Here is a 15,342-nt window from a genome sequence, read left to right on the forward strand (position 1 = left end):
GGTTGGTGCCGCAGGCCGCCGCCGGCCGAACCCAACACCGCCGCACTGCACGCAACACCGCCGTACCGCACGAGCGGGCCCGTGGCGCCGGGCCCCGCCCCGACCCGCGGTCCGCCGGAGCTCCGGCACGCCATGCACCTCCCCCGCCGTGCCCACCACCACACCCGCACGCGGGGATCCCCCACCCGTCCCCGGACGGAGAGAGGCACCCTCATGCGCATCCGTCGCACGCTCGCAGCCGCATCCCTCGCCGCCATCGCCCTCACCGGCGCCGCCGTGGCACCCGCCCAGGCCGACGCCGCCGCCGTCATGACCCAGGGCAGCGCAAGCGGCCCGGCCATCGCCGTCGGCGACACCCTGGTCGCCAACCTGGCCTCCGGCACCGCCGCCACCTTCACCGACGGCCCCGGCAGCACCAACGGCGTCAGCTGTGCCAACTCCTCCTTCTCCGCCACCGTGACGTCCAACCCGGCCGCCCCCGGCAGCGCGACCGAGCAGCTCAACAGCCAGTCCTTCGACTCCTGCACCTCCAGCGTCATGGGCGTCATGAGCGTGCAGAGCGTCACCGCCACCAGCCTGCCGTACACCAACACGGTCACCTCCGGCTCCGGCAACGTCTCGCTCAACGGCACCAGCGCCGGCCCGGTGGGCATCACGGTGGTCCTCAACACCCTGCTGGGCACCATCAACTGCGTCTACCAGAGCCCCAACGGCATCACCGGCACCACCTCGAACAGCAACAGCTCCATCAGCTTCACCGACCAGCCGGCCACCCTGGTCGACGGCCCCGGCCTGTGCTTCTCCACCGGCTACTTCAGCGCCACCTACGGCCCGGTCACCGACAGCTCGGCCGCCGGCAACCCGGTCCTGTACGTCAACTGACACCACCGGGCCGCAGCACGCACGCGCGGCGTGCGACCCCCCGGGCCGTACGCCGCTCAACCGCGCGAGTCCGCGCGTGCCCACCCCCAGCGACCAGCAGACAGGCAGGTGACCGGCCGGTAGGGTGGCGCCGCACGGGCCCGAAGGAACGGGCCACGAACCGGAACGGGGCGGGTCAGATGGCCAGCGGCAGCAGCGGCAACGGCGACGGCACGGGCTTCTTCACCTCGGTGGCGGACACCGCCGAACGGCTCGCCACGACCGGCTACCTCGCCTCCACCGCCGTGGCCACCACCGTCTTCCTGGCCGACCGGCTCGGCAAGCCGCTGCTGGTCGAGGGCCCCGCCGGAGTCGGCAAGACCGAACTCGCCAAGGCCGTCGCCGAACTGGGCCGCGCCCGGCTGGTGCGGCTGCAGTGCTACGAGGGCATCGACGAGGCCCGCGCGCTCTACGAGTGGAACCACGCCAAGCAGCTGCTGCGGATCACCGCCGGCCGCGACGAGGGCTGGGACCAGGCCCGCAGCGACATCTTCGGCGAGGAGTTCCTGCTCACCCGCCCGCTGCTCACCGCCATCCGCGGCGAGGAGCCCACGGTGCTGCTGATCGACGAGATGGACAAGGCCGACGTCGAGGTGGAGGCGCTGCTGCTGGAGGTGCTCAGCGACTTCCAGGTGACCGTCCCCGAGCTCGGCACCATCACCGCCAGTCGCCGCCCCTTCGTGCTGCTCACCTCCAACGCCACCCGTGAGCTCTCCGAGGCGCTGCGCCGCCGCTGCCTCTTCCTCCACCTCGACTACCCGGACGCCGAGTTGGAGCGGCGGATCGTCCGGCTCAAAGTGCCCGGCCTGGACGACACCCTGGCCGCCTCGCTGGTCCGGGTGGTCGGCGCGCTGCGCACGATGGAACTGCGCAAGGCGCCGTCCGTCGCCGAGACCATCGACTGGGCCCGCACCCTGCTGGCGCTCGGCGCCGACAGCCTGGACGAGACGGTCGTCCGGGACACCCTCGGGGTGGTCCTCAAGCACCAGGACGACGTCCGCAAGGCCGCCCAGAAGCTCACCCTCGCGTGACCACCCCACCAGCAGCCGACACCGCCGCCCGGCTGACCGGCCTGGTCCGCGCCCTGCGCGGGCACGGCCTGCGGATCGGCCCGGCCGAGACGGTGGACGCCGCCGCCGTGCTCGACGTGCTCGGCTTCACCGACCGCGAGCAGATGCGGGCCGGGCTGGCCGCCGCCCTGCTGCGCTCGGACGGCCAGCGGACGGTCTTCGACGCCGCCTTCGACCTGTTCTTCCCGCTCGGCGTCGGCACCCCCGAGGCCCTGCGCGCCGACCCGCCGTCGCTGCCGGACGAGACCGAGCCGCCCCGCTTCGGCCGCCCCGACCCGCTGCGCGACCGGCTGCGCGAGCGCCTCGCCGCCGCCCTGGCCGCCGACGACCGGGCCGCCCAGGCCCGGCTGGCCGCCGAGGTGGTCGAGGCCTTCGGCCGGTACGGCACCGGCAGCGCCCCCGGCTCGGACGGCTGGTCCGCCCACCAGGCGCTCGGCCGCCTCTCCCCCGAGACCCTGCTCGCCCGGATCCTCGCCGCCCTGCGCCAGGAGAGCCCGGCGGACCTCTCCGACCGCGTCCTCGCAGACGAGATCCGCCGCCGGATCCGGGACTTCCGCGCCCAGGTCAGCGGCGAGGCCCGCCGCCGGGTCGCCGAACTGCGCGGCGCCGAACGGATCGCGGAGCGCGCCGTCGCCCCCACCGCCGACCGGATCGACTTCCTGTCCGCCGGCCGCGAGCAGCTCGCCGAACTGCGCCGCACCGTCCACCCGCTGGCCCGCAAACTCGCCACCCGACTGGCCGCCCGGCGCCGCCGAGCCGCCCGCGGCCGGATCGACCTGCGCCGCACCCTGCGCCGCTCGCTCACCACCGGCGGGGTGCCGCTGCGCCCGGCCTACCGGCTGCGCCGCCCGGCCCGGCCGGAGCTGGTGCTGCTGTGCGACGTGTCCGGCTCGGTGGCGGGCTTCGCCGACTTCACCATGCTGCTGGTGCAGGCGATGGCCGAACAGTTCAGCAAGGTACGGGTGTTCGCCTTCGTCAACCGCACCGCCGAGGTCACCGACCTGCTGCGGCGCGGCCAGGACGACCCGGCCCGGCTCGCCGCCCGCATCCTCGCCGAGGCCAAGGTGATGGGCTACCACGGCAACAGCGACTACGGCTCCGCCCTCGGCGAGTTCGCCGAGCGCCACCTGGACGCCGTCGGCCCGCGCACCTGCGTGCTCGTCCTCGGCGACGCCCGCAACAACCACCGCGACCCCAACCTGGACGCACTGCGCCGGATCGCCGGCCGGGCCCGGCGGGTGTTCTGGCTCAACCCCGAACAGCCCGCCCTCTGGTCGACCGGCGACTCCGCCGCCCCGGCGTACGCGGACGTCGTGGAGATGCACTCCTGCCGCAACGCCCGCCGCCTCGGCGAGCTGATCGCCCGCCTGCTGCCGGTGTAGTGCGTGCCTAGTCCTCCAGGCTGCTCAGGAAGTCCAGCAGCGCCTCGGTCACCTCGGCCGGGCGCTCCTGCTGGGTCCAGTGCCCGGTCTGCGGCAGCCGGAGGTGCCGGTGCAGCCTGGGCAGCCGGCCCAGCAGGTGGGTCAGCGCCTCCGGCGGGACCATCGCGTTGACCAGGTCCTGCTCGCCCGCGACGTACAGCGCCGGCACCTCGACCGTGATGCCGGTGAAGGCGGCCAGCAGTTCGGCGTTGCGGTCCATGTTGCGGTACCAGTTGAGCCCGCCGGTGAAGGCCCGCTCGCCGTGGGTCGCGTAGTCGGCCGTGAAGGCGTCCAGGTCCGCGTCGGTGAGCCAGTCCGGCAGCTTCTCCGGCTCGGGGACGGTGTCCAGCAGGGCCTTGCCCTCGGGGACGATCCACGGGCGCGGCACGCCGTCCGGCTGGATGCCGCACAGGATGCGGCGCAGGCTGGACCTGACGTCGGCGGCCAGTTCGGCGTCGGCGCGGCCGGGCTGCTGGAAGTAGTTGATGTAGAAGCCCTCGCCGAAGTTCTCCCGGAAGCCCTGCAGCGGCGGCGGCCCGCCGACCGGCAGCGGCGGCACGCTCAGCCCGGCGACCCCGCGCACCAGGTCCGGCCGCAGCGCCGCGGTGGTCCAGGCGACCGGCGCGCCCCAGTCGTGCCCGACGACCACGGCCTGCTCCGCGCCCAGCGCCCCGATCAGCGCGGTCACGTCGCCGACCAGGTGCAGCAGGCTGTACTCGTCCACGTCCTGCGGCTGCGAGCTGCGGGCGTAGCCGCGCTGGTCGGGGGCGACCACCCGGTACCCGGCCGCCGCGAGCGGGGCGAACTGGTGGCGCCAGGAGTACCAGCTCTCCGGGAAGCCGTGCAGCAGCAGGACCAGCGGCCCCTCGCCCTGTTCCGCGAGGTGCAGCCGGACGCCGTTCACCTCGACGTGGCTGTGCTTGATCGCCTCGTTCAACTCCCGCTCCAGAATCGGTCGGTTGGGTCCTTCGAAGTCCTTGCGACCCTCCTGCCCGCTCAACGACCCCGCAACCCCCAGGAGTTCCTCCCCGAACCAAGCAGCCGAGGCCGCCCCGGAACTCCGGGACGGCCTCGGCCTCAGGCTTACGCGCTGAGCTGATTGAGCGTCAGTTCACCGTGTAGCTGTAGGGGATCGCCGCGAGCACCGAACCGGTGGTGCCGAGGCTGTTGTTGGCGGTCGGCACGAAGGTCGGGCCGGACACCAGGTAGAGCACACCCTTGACCGTGCTGCCCTTCGGGCCGGTCGGGGTGACGGTCACCTGCAGCGAGCCGGTGGCGCCGGGGGCGACGGTCACCGGGGCGGCGGCCGCGGCCGAGGCGTTGACACCGGAGGCGTACGGGTCACCGGTGCTGGAGGTCAGCGCCGGGTCGAACGCCAGGGTGTGCGCGGTGGCGGTGATGGTGGAGGTGCCGGCCGGCGCGCTGCCGTTGCCGAACGGACCGATCTGCTGGACGAAGGTGCCCCAGGCACCGGGGACGACCGGCTGCTCGGCGCTGCCCTTGGCGGTGGCGACCGAGATGGTCGAGCCGTCCTGGGCCTTCTTCAGGTCACCGAACAGGTCCGGCGAGCCGGTGGTGGCGTTCAGCTCGACCTGCGCCGGCGTCGAGGACGCCGCCACGGCCTTGAGCTGGTCGGTCGCCGGCGGCACCAGGAAGCTCGGCACCGAGGAGGTGAGGCTCAGCGGCAGGTTGACCGAGGCCGAGGCACCCTGCGGCACCAGCGGCAGGTCGACGCGCTTGTCGAGGCGGCCGTCGGCGGCGATCCGCTGGGTGGCCGCGGTGTTGTTGGTGTAGTTGACCGTGACGGTGACCGGCTTGCCGGCCGCCAGCTTGGTCTTCGCGTCGTTCGGCAGACCGGCCGCGGTGGCCTGGTTCTGGTTGAACGCGATGGTGCCGGTGAAGTCCTGGGCGAGCTGCTGGCCGCTGACCGGGCCGAGCACGTTCAGGACGAACCGCCAGTGGCCCTCGGCCGGGTTGACGGTGGTGGCCGAGACGCCGTTGCCGGTGCCGGTCAGGTTGCCCTGGGCGTCGAACAGCCCGTTGCCCTCGATGTCGATCGGGGTGCCGTTCGGGCTGATCAGCGCGCCCTGCATGAGCAGGTTGGCGTCCTTGGCGACGGTCACGCCGACCCGCAGGTCCTTCTGGCCCTTCGGGACGTCGAAGCCGTAGGTGAAGCTCTGCGTCGGCGAGGAACCGCGGCCGTTGCCACCGGTGATGGTGCCGGTGAAGGTGCCGGTGCCGTTGGTGACCGGGACCAGGCTGCGCAGGATCACCGGAACGCTGGTGGTGTTGCCGTTCGAGCTGGAGACGGTGACCGCCTCGCTCGAGTCGCCACTGGTCGCCGGGGTGGTGAGCTGGACCTTGAGGGTCTTGGTCTCACCCGGCTTGACGTCGGTGCTGTTCGGGCTCACCGCGCCGGCCGGAACCGCGCGCTGGGTGGAGGTGCCGAACTGGACGTCACCGGTGTAACCCTTGCCCGCCGGGGTGTAGAGGACCGCGGTCCACTCACCGGCCACCGGGTGCGGGACGTCGACCAGGCCGAAGTTGGCCGGGGTGGCGCCGCCCTGCGGACGGGTGTTGGTCTCGAAGCGGCCCGACGGGTCGAGCAGCGTCATGCGGACCACGGGACCGTTGGTGACCGGGTTCGGGCCACCGTGCCAGGCGATCGAGGCCGCGAGGCGGTCGGCGCCGGCCGGGACGGTGAACTTGACCTGCTTCTGCACCCAGGTGGCGCCGTTGGTGGCGTACTTGAAGGTGTCGGTGGAGGCCGAGTCCAGCTTGACGGTCTGCTGGTTGTTCGCCAGCGGCGCGAAGCTGCGGGTCGCGGCGCTCACCGTCTGGGTCTCGTCACTGGTGTTGGTGACGGAGATGTCGGCGGTGTGGGTCGAGCCCGGGGTGCCGGAGATGTTCAGCTGGCCGGTGTTGACCACGACGGTCCTGGCACCGTCGGTGCCGTCGCCGTCGTCGTAGCCGCGGGCGGCCTCGACGGCGGCCCGGACGTTCAGCAGACCGGCGCCCTGCTCCTCGGCCGGAACGCCGAGGTCGGTGGCGGTGCCGGTGATGAACTTCTTCACCAGCGCCGGGGACGGCGAGTCGCCGCCGTGGGTGTCGCGGTAGGCCTGGATGACCAGGGCCGCGGCCCCGGTGACGAACGGGGCGGCCTGGCTGGTGCCGCCGAAGGGCTGGATCCCCGAGGGCTTGCCGTTGAAGTCGGTGCACTCGGTGTACTTGGTGGTGTCGGGGGTGCAGAGCGCCCAGTCCGACTCACCCGGGGCCACCAGGTCGACGGTCCGGCCGGCCTGGGTGAAGCCACCCGAGGAAAGCGCGGAGATGCGGCTGTTGCTCCAGGTCTTGTTGGAGAACTGGGAGGCCGCGTAACCGGTCTGCTGGTAGTTCTGGTTGTCCGTGGAGGCGCCGACCGCGATCACGTTCGGGTCGGTGGCCGGGGTGCCGATGGTCCCGCTGATGCCCGCGTCACCGGAGGAGACGGAGACCGTGACACCGGCCTTGACGGCCTGGTCGTTGAAGAGCGAGATGGTGTCGTGGGCGCCGCTGTCCGGGGTGACGTTGCCACCGAAGGACTCGTTCAGCACGTCGACATGGGCGACCCGCACCGCGTAGTCGATGGACTGCAGGATCGACGAGTTCGACATCATCTCGCCGCCGGCCTTCAGGGCGACCAGGTCCGCGTCCGGGGCGAGGCCGCGGATGCGGATGTTGCAGCCGGCCGGCAGCGGGTGCGAGGAGTTGACGAACTTCGAGACGTCGTAGGTCTGACGGCCCTGGGCGATGACCGCCGAGGCGTCGCCGAAGGCCTCGGCGGCACCGGTCGGCGCGCCCCAGCCGTCACCGGCGAAGTCCTGGTAGTCGACCACGGCGTGCGAACCGTCGGCCCGGATGAAGTCCGGGTTGTTCGGGTCGAGGCTGTCGGCGATGTAGGCGACCTTGACGCCCTTTCCGGTGGCCAGGTTCTCCACACCGGGGTTGCCGTTGCCGCTGTAGGCGCGCACCGAGTACAGGCCCTCGGGCTCCAGCAGCGGCTTGGCGGGGTCGGAGGGGCAGACCGTGTTGGTCGCGTTCTCCTGGGAGGCCTGGCCGTTGCTGCCCGTAACGGCCTGCGAGGCGCCGTCGGACTTGCCCGACGCGGCGGCCGCGGTGTCCGCCTTCTTGGCGGTGGTCGCGGCGACCGGGGCCACCTGGACCTGGGTGTCCGCCACCACGGCGGCGACCGCCGGGTCGGCCTGCAGCTTGGCGCGCAGGGCCGGGCTGACCGTGGCCGAGAAGGCGTTGCCGACCACGAAGCTCTTGACGTTGGTGCCGCCGTTGGCCTTGACCTTGTCCAGCAGCGGCGCCTGCGAGCTGGCGGTCTTCTGCTGGCGGGCGCCCAGGTGGCCGTGGTCGGCCGGGGCGTCCGCTATCTGGTCCTTCAGGATCACGATCACCGGTGCCGGCGCCCCGTCCGAGGACGCCGCCTGGGCGTTCTGCGGATCCTGGGCCGGAGCTGCGCTCGCGATGGTCCCGAGGCTGAGGACCATGGACGCGGCGGTGACGGTGACGGCGGCTGCTAGCTGGGTCTTGCGCCAGCCGATCAATGGACATCCTTTCGTCTGATGAGACGTCAGGTTGCACGGCTGAGCGTACCCGGATCCTGGTCGGACGCGTGGTTGCTCCGGACCGCGCGTCCCGACAGCGGACGCATTCCAGCGCATCCGCCACGACCGCGACAAGAGGGGGAAATCCCCATCGGGAAGTAAAAATGACCATCAGAAAGTAAAATACACAGTATAAATCCGGCCGCGTCCGCCCCATTTTCACCGATTCAGAGCCGATCAGGACGGGTCAGAGAACGGTGAGAACTGACTGATCCGCCAGCAAAAAGCGTCAGTGGCGAACTCTGGCCACCGGCGGAACACCGCCACCGGCTGCCTACTTGTCGACACTGCGACCCTTCCTTCCCCCTCGACCGCGATCGAAACACCACAGTGCGGCGGACCGGCCCGGGCGGCCGGGGAGTTCGTCCACGCCCCGGCCGCCCGGCGCTTTCCCACCGTCAGGAGAAGGCCGCCAGCCGCTCCCGGGCGTCCGCCAGGTCCTCGTCCGTCGGCGCGTCGTCCTGGGTCAGCCGGTGGCGCCAGTACCCCGTGAAGTCGATGTCCGACTTCGCCACCCCGTGCTGCTCGACCAGGCACCGCCGCACCGCCCGCACCGCCCCCGCCTCCCCGGCCAGCCAGACGAAGGGTCGACCGCCCGGCAGCACGCCGTCGCGGAACGCCCCGGCCAGCAGGGCGCCCGGGGCCGCGCCGTCGCGGTACAGCCACCGCACCTCCAGCTCGGCGCGACTGCACAGCTCCTGACGTTCCGCCCGGTCCGCGACCTCGATCCAGGCGTGCGCCCGCACCCCCTCGGGCAGCGCCTCCACCAGCGTCGCGAGGGCCGGCAGCGCGCTCTCGTCCCCGGCCAGCAGCACCCGGTCGGCCGCCGCCGCGGCCTCGGCGAACGGGACCGGCGGCGCGTACAGCGCGGACGGGCCGACCAGGCCGAGCCGGTCCCCCGGCGCGGCCCGCAGCGCCCAGGCGGCGGCCGGGCCGGTGTCGCCGTGCAGCACGAAGTCGACCTCGATCCGGCGGGTGCCGGGGTGCCGGCGGCGCAGGGTGAAGCTGCGCAGCAGTGGGCGTTCGGCCTCGGGGACGGCCAGGTAGGCCTGGTGCCAGCCCATCGGGTCGTCCTGCTGCGCGGGCAGCGCGGGCCCGCGCTGCCCGGGGCGCGGGAAGCAGAGCTTGAGCTGCTGATCGGGCGTCGCGCCCACGGTGTCGGCCAGGTCCTCGGCCTCGAAGGTGACCCGGGCGGTGCGCGGCGTGATCCGGTCGACCGCCATGACCTCGACGAAGGTGACGGGCAGTGTCATCGCGAAACCCCTTCGGTACGGAATGCTGATAACCTTACGGCATAAAGAGTTATCATCGGAACGGATACTTTACGCCATAAGGAGATTCTGGATGACCGTCTACGCCGGGCAGGGAGACCCCGATCGCTCACTCGCCCTGCTCTGGGGTCGCCCCGGGGAAGCGCGCACCGGGCGCACCGGTCCGAAACCGGGCCTGAGTGTGGACGCGATCGTGTCCGCCGGAATCGCGGTGGCCGACGCCGAAGGGATGGCCGCCCTGTCGATGCGCGCCGTGGGCGAACGGCTCGGCCGCACCGCGATGGCGCTCTACACCTACGTGCCCGGCAAGGCCGAGCTGCTCGACCTGATGCACGACCGCGTCCTCGCTGAACTCCCCGGCCAGCCACCGCCGTTGGACGACTGGCGGGCCGCCGTCACCGCCTGGGCCGAGGAGCTGTACGCCTGCTACCTGCGCCACCCCTGGGTGCTCCAGGTCTCGCAGGCCCGCCCTGTCCTCGGCCCGGCCGAACTCTCCGCGATGGAAGGACTGTTGACCGCCCTTCAGCCAGCCACCCTGGCCCCGGAACGGCTGCGCGGGGCGGTCGCCGCGCTCTGGCAGTTCGTCCGCGGCACGGCCGCCACCGCCGCGGAGACGCGCGGCGCGGCGGCCGCCACCGGCGTCGCCGACGAGGACTGGTGGAACGCCCGCTCGGCCCGACTCGCCGAGCTGGCACCGGACTTCCCGCAGCGCTTCCCGCTGCTGACCGCCCTGCAGAGCGCCGTCGGCGGCCCGCCCGAGGACAGCGCCCGGGAGGCCTTCCGCACCGGACTGGCCGTGCTGCTCGACGGGGTGGCGTCGGGGGCCGGTCGCTGACCCCGAAGCGCCCGGTCAGCCCCGGCGGGCGGCCGGGATCGCGAGCAGGACGCCGAGCACCAGCAGCACGGCGTACCCGGCGGTCTCGTGGCCGTCCGGCACCAGGAAGCGGACGAAGCCGAACAGCCGGAAACCCCCGAGCCGGTCGGACAGCAGGCCGGTGCCGCCGCCCAGGATGAGCACGAAACCGAGGTAGCCGAGCAGGTTCTTCATGCCCCGAGCCTAGGAATCCGGCGCCGCCCGCCCAACCGACTTTCGGCGCGACCGGCCCTGACCAAAGTCGCACGGCACCGACCGAAGTCGCGCTCCGCACTCCGTCCGGACGGAGCAGCAGGCACGGCGGCCCGGCGGCGGCGCCGGTACGTTCGCGGTGTGCAGTCAAAGCGTGTGCAGCAGAAGACACCGTCCGTCGCCAGGATCGCGGCCGCCTCCGCCGCCGCCCTGGTGCTCGCCGCCGGTGCCCCGGCGGCCCTCGCCCAGGACACCGCCTCCTCCACCGTGGGCGGCGAGCGCCTCGGCCGTCCGGACGTCCAGGTCGAGCCGCTGGCCGGGGCGCCCAAACTGCCCTCCGAACTGACCGGCCGCTCCTGGCTGGTCGCCGACGCCGGCACCGGCGAGGTGCTCGCCGCCCGCAACGCCCACCAGCCGCTCCCGCCGGCCAGCACCCTCAAGATGCTGTTCGCGGACACCGTGCTGCCCAAGTTCGACCGCTCCCTGGAACACCAGGTCACCGCGGACGACCTCGCCAACCTCGGCGTCGGCAGCAGCCTGGTCGGCGTCAAGGAGAACCTGCCGTACCGGGTCGAGGACCTCTGGCGCGGCGTCTTCCTCAGCTCCGGCAACGACGCCGTGCACGTCCTGGCGCACATGAACGGCGGCGTCCAGCAGACCGTCGACGAGATGCAGGCCCGCGCCCAGTCGCTGCAGGCCCGGGACACCAAGGTGATCTCCCCCGACGGCTACGACATGGACGGCCAGGTCACCTCCGCCTACGACCTCACCCTGTTCGCCCGCGCCGGGCTGCGCAACGCCGACTTCCGCTCCTACTGCTCCACCCGCACCGCGCCCTTCCCCGGCGGCCTGGACAAGACCACCGGCCAACGCACCACCTACGACATCGCCAACACCGACCGGCTGCTCGGCAAGTACCCGGGCCTGATCGGCGTCAAGAACGGCTACACCACCAACGCGGGCGCCACCTTCACCGGCGCGGCTGAACGGAACGGCCGCACCCTGCTGGTGACGGTGATGCACCCCGCGGCCCAGGGCAAGGTGTACGACGAGGCCGCCAGCCTGCTCGACTGGGGCTTCGCTGCCGCGGGCAAGGTCCAGCCGGTCGGGCAGCTGGTCGACGAGCTCGCCCCGAAGCCCACCGCGGGTGACTCGGGCGGCTCTCCGTCCGCCGGTTCCCCGGAGCCCACCGGCGAGGGCGACGCCGGGCTGCCGCCCTGGTCCCGGCCGCCGGTCATACACGGCGCCTCCGGGGTGGCGCCCGCCCTGTGGTCCGGCGCCGCCCTCGCCACCGTGCTCGCCGTCTGGCTCACCGCCCGCACCGCCGCCCGCCGCCGCACCGCGCGCACCGCGCTGATGGCGCCGACCCTGGTCGGCGGCCCCGGCGGCGCCGGGCGCACCAGCATCGGCTCCACCGGCGTCGGCGGCCGCAGCCACCGCCGACTGGCCCGGCGCGCCCGCTCCCTGCTGCACGGCCGCCGCCCCAGCCGGGACGACTGACCTGCGCGAGTCCGGGGTCGGGCCCTAGAATCCGGGCATGACCACGCCCGACCCCGCCGCCTCGGACCGGCTCGCCCGGATCGTCAGCCTCTCCGCCGGCAGCTACCTGCTCGTCACCACCTACAAGAAGGACGGCACCCCGGTGCCGACCCCGGTGTGGGTGGTGCGCGACGGGGAGGCACTCGGCATCTGGACCGTCGCGGACTCCTGGAAGGTCAAGCGGATCCGCAACCGCGCCGACGTCCTGGTCGGCCCCTGCGACGTCAAGGGCCGCCCGACCGGCGAGCAGTACCCCGGCACCGCCGAGATCCTCGGCCCCGAGCGCACCGCCGCCTACCGCACCCTGCTGCGGCAGAAGTACGGGCTGCTCGGCGTGCTCACCCTGCTCGGCAGCCGACTGCGCCGCGGCGAGCGCGGCACCCTCGGCATCCGGATCACCCTGGCGGACTGACCGCCCCACGGTTGCGGGCTCGCCGAGCGCTTCGCCCGTACCGACCGGCGGTTCGAGATCGACGGCGCCGACGAGGCCCGCCGCTTCCTCGCCGCGCACGGCATCGCCGAGGAGCCCGCCCAACGGGTCTGGACCGCCATCGCCCTGCACACCACCCCGGAGATCCCGCTGCACATGGCGCCGGAGATCGCCCTGATGACCCGGGGTGTGGAACCGGACGTCCTGGGCATCGGGTACGACGCGGTCACCGACGCGCAGCGGGCCGCCGTCGTCGCCGCGCCCCCTCGGCCCGACTTCAAGAACCGCATCCTGGCGGCCTTCACCGAGGGCATCGGGAACCGCCCGGACACCTTCGGCAACATCAAGGCCGACGTCCTGGCCCACTGATGCCCGCGCCCGCCGTCCGCCGTGGCAGGCTTGGCGGCCATGGAACAGAACGAGGCCGCGCCGCCGCCCCTGCTGGTGGTGGACGGCGCGAACGTGGTCGGCTCGGTGCCGGACGGGTGGTGGCGCGACCGGCGCGGCGCCGCCGAACGCTTGCGGGACTCCCTGGTCGCCGTCGCCGAGCGGGGCGTGCCGGAGCACCCCGGACCGCTGGAGGTGGTGCTGGTGGTCGAGGGCGCGGCCCGGGGCGTCACCGGCCTGCCCGAGGTCCGGGTGGTGTCGGCGGGCGGCAGTGGCGACGACCGGATCGTGGAGCTGGTCCGCGAGGCCCGCGCCGAACATCCGGCGCGGGCCTGCCTGGTGGTCACCGCCGACCGCGAACTGCGCGGCCGTGTGGGCGAGTTGGGCGCCTTGGTGACCGGCCCGCGGAGCGTCCGGCGCTGACCGGGCCGCGGGTCAGCGGATCTGGAGGGCGTTCATTCCCCAGTGGATCGACGGGTCCGAGGTGTGCACCGCGAACTCGAAGCCCCAGCCCTCGCGGGCCGGGATCTCCACCGAGCCGACGCCGACGGCGTCCACCGGGCACTGCACCGCGAAGTCGGCCGGACGCTGGCCGCCGACGTGCACCTGCACCGAACCGCCACCCCGGCAACCGACCGTGACGGTGATCGGCAGACCCTCGCGCACCCCACCCGTCACCGCGCCGCCGTTCCCGATCCAGTCCGGAATCGAGAACAAGGTGTCCTCGTCCGGGGTCGGCGGCAGGATCTGGCCTGTCCCCGGCTGCCCCATCGGCGCGTCCGGGCCCGATCCCCGGGTGTCGGCCGGCTGCGCCGACGCCGTCCCGACCAGCGCCAGCGACGCCCCCAGCACCCCGGCCGCCGCGGCGAGCGCATGCGTCTTGGTCCGCTTCATCATCGTCCCCCCATGTGGTGTTCATGCATCCGTGCCGATCTTCGGCACACGAAGCGATCGTACGACGATCTGTCGAGGCGTCAAATGGCGGTGGAGAGTGCCACGTGGCGCCACTGGTCGAGTTCGCGCCGCACCAGCTCCAGCTTCGCCTCGACGCGCTCGACGGCGTCCGCGCCCAGTTGCAGGCGCAGCGGAGGCTCGGCGGCCTCGGTGATGTCGACGATGGCCCTGGCGGCCTTCGCCGGGTCGCCCGGCTGGCGGCCGTCGTGCTGGGCCAGTCCCTCGCGAACCGGTCCCGCACCCGCGGTGTAGTCGGCGATGGTGGCCGGCTCGGTGCGGAGACTGGAGCCGCTCAGGAAGTCCGTGCGGAAGCCGCCCGGCTCGATGATCGTGACCCGGACTCCGAGCGGGGCCAGTTCGCCGTGCAGTGCCTCGGTGATGCCTTCGAGGGCGAACTTCGACGCGCCGTACAGGCCGACCGCCGGTGCGGTGGCGAAGCCGCCCACGGAGCCGATGTTCAGGACGTGCCCGGAGCGCTGGGCGCGCAGGGTCGGCAGGGTCGCCCGCAGGGTGTTGAGCACGCCGAACACGTTGACGTCGAACAGGGCTCGAGCTGCCTCGTCCGGGGTCTCCTCGATGGCGCCGACCAGGCCGTACCCGGCGTTGTTGGCCACGACGTCGATCCGGCCGAACCTGGCCAGGCCGGCCGCCACGGCGGCCGTCAGCTGCTGCGGTTCGGTCACGTCCGCTTTCACTGCCAGCAGCCCGTCCGGCTGGTGCGGGTACGCCTCGAGCACGGCCGACACGTCCCGCGCCGTGGCGATCACCCGGTGTCCTCGCTCCAGCGCTTCACGGGTGATCTCCGCACCCAGCCCCCGCGATGCCCCGGTGACGAACCAAACGCTCACGTTCTCTCCTGTTCGGATGTTCGGATGTTCCGATGGGTCGACGCTAGGTCCTAGAGTCGGGTCTAGATCAACAACCGTGGGGTGGAGGGGGCGCTCATGGACCTGAGCATCGGTGAGGTGGCCCAGCGCAGTGGGCTGAGCGTGCACGCGTTGCGCTTCTACGAGCGGGAGGGCCTGTTCGCCAACCCGGTGCGCCGGCTGTCCAACGGCCGCCGGGTCTATCACGAGGAGGACCTGGAGTGGCTGGCGATCTGCACCAAGCTGCGTTCCTCCGGCATGCCCCTGGCGGCGATCCGGCAGTACGTCGAGCTGGCCCGCCAGGGCACGGGCAACGAACACGAGCGGCTCGAACTGCTGCGCCGGCACCAGGACCACGTGGCGGCGCGGATCCGGGAGTTGCAGGAGACCCTGGACGTGATGCGGGAGAAGGTGCGGATCTACGAGGACCATCTCGCCCGCGGCGAGGCCGACCGGCTGTGGAACCCGTCCCGCCCGGACAGCGGGTGATGCCCGGACCCTTTCCGGAACGCGCGGGAACCAACCGCTCCGGGTGTCCGACTGGTGGGGGGTGAGTGCGAAATCGCCGGGTGTCCGGCCGTTGAGTGTGTTGGCGGGGTTCGCCCTGCTGTTGGTGGTGGTGTTCGTGGTGGCGTACGCGGTGGGGCGGCAGGCGGGACCGGTGGCGCCGGGGCTGGTGCCGAGCCGGAGCGGCGGGGCGTCGCCGGGGGCGGGTGGGCACGACATGGGCGGGATGCGGTGAGCCCGGTCGCGGGGGCCGATGCC

15 protein-coding genes and 1 pseudogene are annotated in these 15,342 nt (G+C 73.0%); 10 read left to right on the forward strand and 6 right to left on the reverse strand.

The annotated features are described in order from the left end of the window. The first annotated feature begins 213 nt into the window (after positions 1-213). The 3 genes from ACWCYO_RS21830 (at position 214) to ACWCYO_RS21840 (ending at position 3,373) form a co-directional block, all read left to right on the forward strand. The gene (locus ACWCYO_RS21830) at positions 214-882 is read left to right on the forward strand and encodes a Tat pathway signal sequence domain protein (RefSeq protein WP_270149353.1); all 669 of its coding nucleotides are present in this window, start codon (positions 214-216) and stop codon (positions 880-882) included. A gap of 179 nt (positions 883-1,061) precedes the next feature. After that, complete coding sequence (locus ACWCYO_RS21835) at positions 1,062-1,952, forward strand: AAA family ATPase (RefSeq protein WP_449785139.1); 891 nt, start codon at positions 1,062-1,064, stop codon at positions 1,950-1,952. Further along, on the forward strand, positions 1,949-3,373 hold the full coding sequence (locus tag ACWCYO_RS21840; RefSeq protein ID WP_449785140.1) for a vWA domain-containing protein: 1,425 nt from the start codon (positions 1,949-1,951) through the stop codon (positions 3,371-3,373). The genes ACWCYO_RS21835 and ACWCYO_RS21840 overlap by 4 nt, the downstream gene beginning before the upstream one ends. Before the next feature lie 7 nt (positions 3,374-3,380). Here the strand turns inward: ACWCYO_RS21840 and ACWCYO_RS21845 are convergent, their stop codons facing one another. From ACWCYO_RS21845 to ACWCYO_RS21855, 3 genes are all read right to left on the reverse strand, one after another. Beyond that, entirely contained in the window at positions 3,381-4,349 is a 969-nt protein-coding gene (locus tag ACWCYO_RS21845) for an alpha/beta fold hydrolase (RefSeq protein ID WP_449785141.1), read from the reverse strand. A 169-nt stretch (positions 4,350-4,518) separates the two neighbouring features. Beyond that, the gene (locus ACWCYO_RS21850) at positions 4,519-8,004 is read right to left on the reverse strand and encodes a S8 family serine peptidase (protein ID WP_449785142.1); all 3,486 of its coding nucleotides are present in this window, start codon (positions 8,002-8,004) and stop codon (positions 4,519-4,521) included. 458 nt (positions 8,005-8,462) lie between these two features. Next, positions 8,463-9,317 carry a siderophore-interacting protein gene (locus tag ACWCYO_RS21855; RefSeq protein WP_449785143.1) on the reverse strand — a complete coding sequence of 285 codons (855 nt, stop codon included), beginning with the start codon at positions 9,315-9,317 and terminating at the stop codon, positions 8,463-8,465. Positions 9,318-9,408: 91 nt separating this feature from the next. Between ACWCYO_RS21855 and ACWCYO_RS21860 the strand changes: the two genes are divergently transcribed. Then, complete coding sequence (locus ACWCYO_RS21860) at positions 9,409-10,170, forward strand: TetR/AcrR family transcriptional regulator (protein WP_449785144.1); 762 nt, start codon at positions 9,409-9,411, stop codon at positions 10,168-10,170. Between the two features lie 15 nt (positions 10,171-10,185). Here the strand turns inward: ACWCYO_RS21860 and ACWCYO_RS21865 are convergent, their stop codons facing one another. Beyond that, the gene (locus ACWCYO_RS21865) at positions 10,186-10,383 is read right to left on the reverse strand and encodes a hypothetical protein (RefSeq protein ID WP_270149338.1); all 198 of its coding nucleotides are present in this window, start codon (positions 10,381-10,383) and stop codon (positions 10,186-10,188) included. A gap of 159 nt (positions 10,384-10,542) precedes the next feature. Here ACWCYO_RS21865 and ACWCYO_RS21870 point away from each other — a divergent pair, with 159 nt between their 5' ends. The 4 genes and pseudogenes from ACWCYO_RS21870 (at position 10,543) to ACWCYO_RS21885 (ending at position 13,180) form a co-directional block, all read left to right on the forward strand. Beyond that, a complete protein-coding gene (locus ACWCYO_RS21870) occupies positions 10,543-11,901 on the forward strand; it encodes a D-alanyl-D-alanine carboxypeptidase family protein (protein ID WP_270149336.1) in 1,359 nt (452 codons plus the stop codon). Positions 11,902-11,938: 37 nt separating this feature from the next. Then, positions 11,939-12,352, forward strand: a complete 414-nt coding sequence (locus ACWCYO_RS21875; protein WP_270149334.1) for a PPOX class F420-dependent oxidoreductase — start codon at positions 11,939-11,941, stop codon at positions 12,350-12,352. 6 nt (positions 12,353-12,358) lie between these two features. Then, positions 12,359-12,736, forward strand: a pseudogene (locus ACWCYO_RS21880) (diguanylate cyclase); the annotation flags it as partial. A 42-nt stretch (positions 12,737-12,778) separates the two neighbouring features. Further along, entirely contained in the window at positions 12,779-13,180 is a 402-nt protein-coding gene (locus ACWCYO_RS21885) for an NTP pyrophosphohydrolase (protein WP_449785145.1), read from the forward strand. A 12-nt stretch (positions 13,181-13,192) separates the two neighbouring features. Here the strand turns inward: ACWCYO_RS21885 and ACWCYO_RS21890 are convergent, their stop codons facing one another. Together ACWCYO_RS21890 and ACWCYO_RS21895 are read right to left on the reverse strand one after the other, a co-directional pair. Next, positions 13,193-13,654: a hypothetical protein gene (locus ACWCYO_RS21890; RefSeq protein ID WP_449785146.1), complete on the reverse strand. Its 462-nt coding sequence runs from the start codon at positions 13,652-13,654 to the stop codon at positions 13,193-13,195. Between the two features lie 77 nt (positions 13,655-13,731). Next, positions 13,732-14,559: an oxidoreductase gene (locus ACWCYO_RS21895; RefSeq protein ID WP_449785147.1), complete on the reverse strand. Its 828-nt coding sequence runs from the start codon at positions 14,557-14,559 to the stop codon at positions 13,732-13,734. Positions 14,560-14,655: 96 nt separating this feature from the next. Between ACWCYO_RS21895 and ACWCYO_RS21900 the strand changes: the two genes are divergently transcribed. After that, positions 14,656-15,066 (forward strand): MerR family transcriptional regulator, encoded by a 411-nt coding sequence (locus ACWCYO_RS21900; protein ID WP_449785148.1) that lies wholly within the window; start codon positions 14,656-14,658, stop codon positions 15,064-15,066. A gap of 91 nt (positions 15,067-15,157) precedes the next feature. Beyond that, on the forward strand, positions 15,158-15,319 hold the full coding sequence (locus ACWCYO_RS21905) for a hypothetical protein (protein WP_270149332.1): 162 nt from the start codon (positions 15,158-15,160) through the stop codon (positions 15,317-15,319). Positions 15,320-15,342 lie beyond the last annotated feature (23 nt).

The organism is Kitasatospora sp. NPDC001683 (genome assembly GCF_053596495.1).

Bases quoted from the DNA above. Each gene is read 5' to 3' on its own strand.
- ACWCYO_RS21830 (WP_270149353.1), top strand. From the start codon at position 214: ATGCGCATCCGTCGCACGCTCGCAGCCGCATCCCTCGCCGCCATCGCC.
- ACWCYO_RS21885 (WP_449785145.1), top strand. From the start codon at position 12,779: ATGGAACAGAACGAGGCCGCGCCGCCGCCCCTGCTGGTGGTGGACGGC.
- ACWCYO_RS21890 (WP_449785146.1), bottom strand. From the start codon at position 13,654: ATGATGAAGCGGACCAAGACGCATGCGCTCGCCGCGGCGGCCGGGGTG.
- ACWCYO_RS21860 (WP_449785144.1), top strand. From the start codon at position 9,409: ATGACCGTCTACGCCGGGCAGGGAGACCCCGATCGCTCACTCGCCCTG.
- ACWCYO_RS21835 (WP_449785139.1), top strand. From the start codon at position 1,062: ATGGCCAGCGGCAGCAGCGGCAACGGCGACGGCACGGGCTTCTTCACC.
- ACWCYO_RS21900 (WP_449785148.1), top strand. From the start codon at position 14,656: ATGGACCTGAGCATCGGTGAGGTGGCCCAGCGCAGTGGGCTGAGCGTG.
- ACWCYO_RS21865 (WP_270149338.1), bottom strand. From the start codon at position 10,383: ATGAAGAACCTGCTCGGCTACCTCGGTTTCGTGCTCATCCTGGGCGGC.
- ACWCYO_RS21855 (WP_449785143.1), bottom strand. From the start codon at position 9,317: ATGACACTGCCCGTCACCTTCGTCGAGGTCATGGCGGTCGACCGGATC.
- ACWCYO_RS21875 (WP_270149334.1), top strand. From the start codon at position 11,939: ATGACCACGCCCGACCCCGCCGCCTCGGACCGGCTCGCCCGGATCGTC.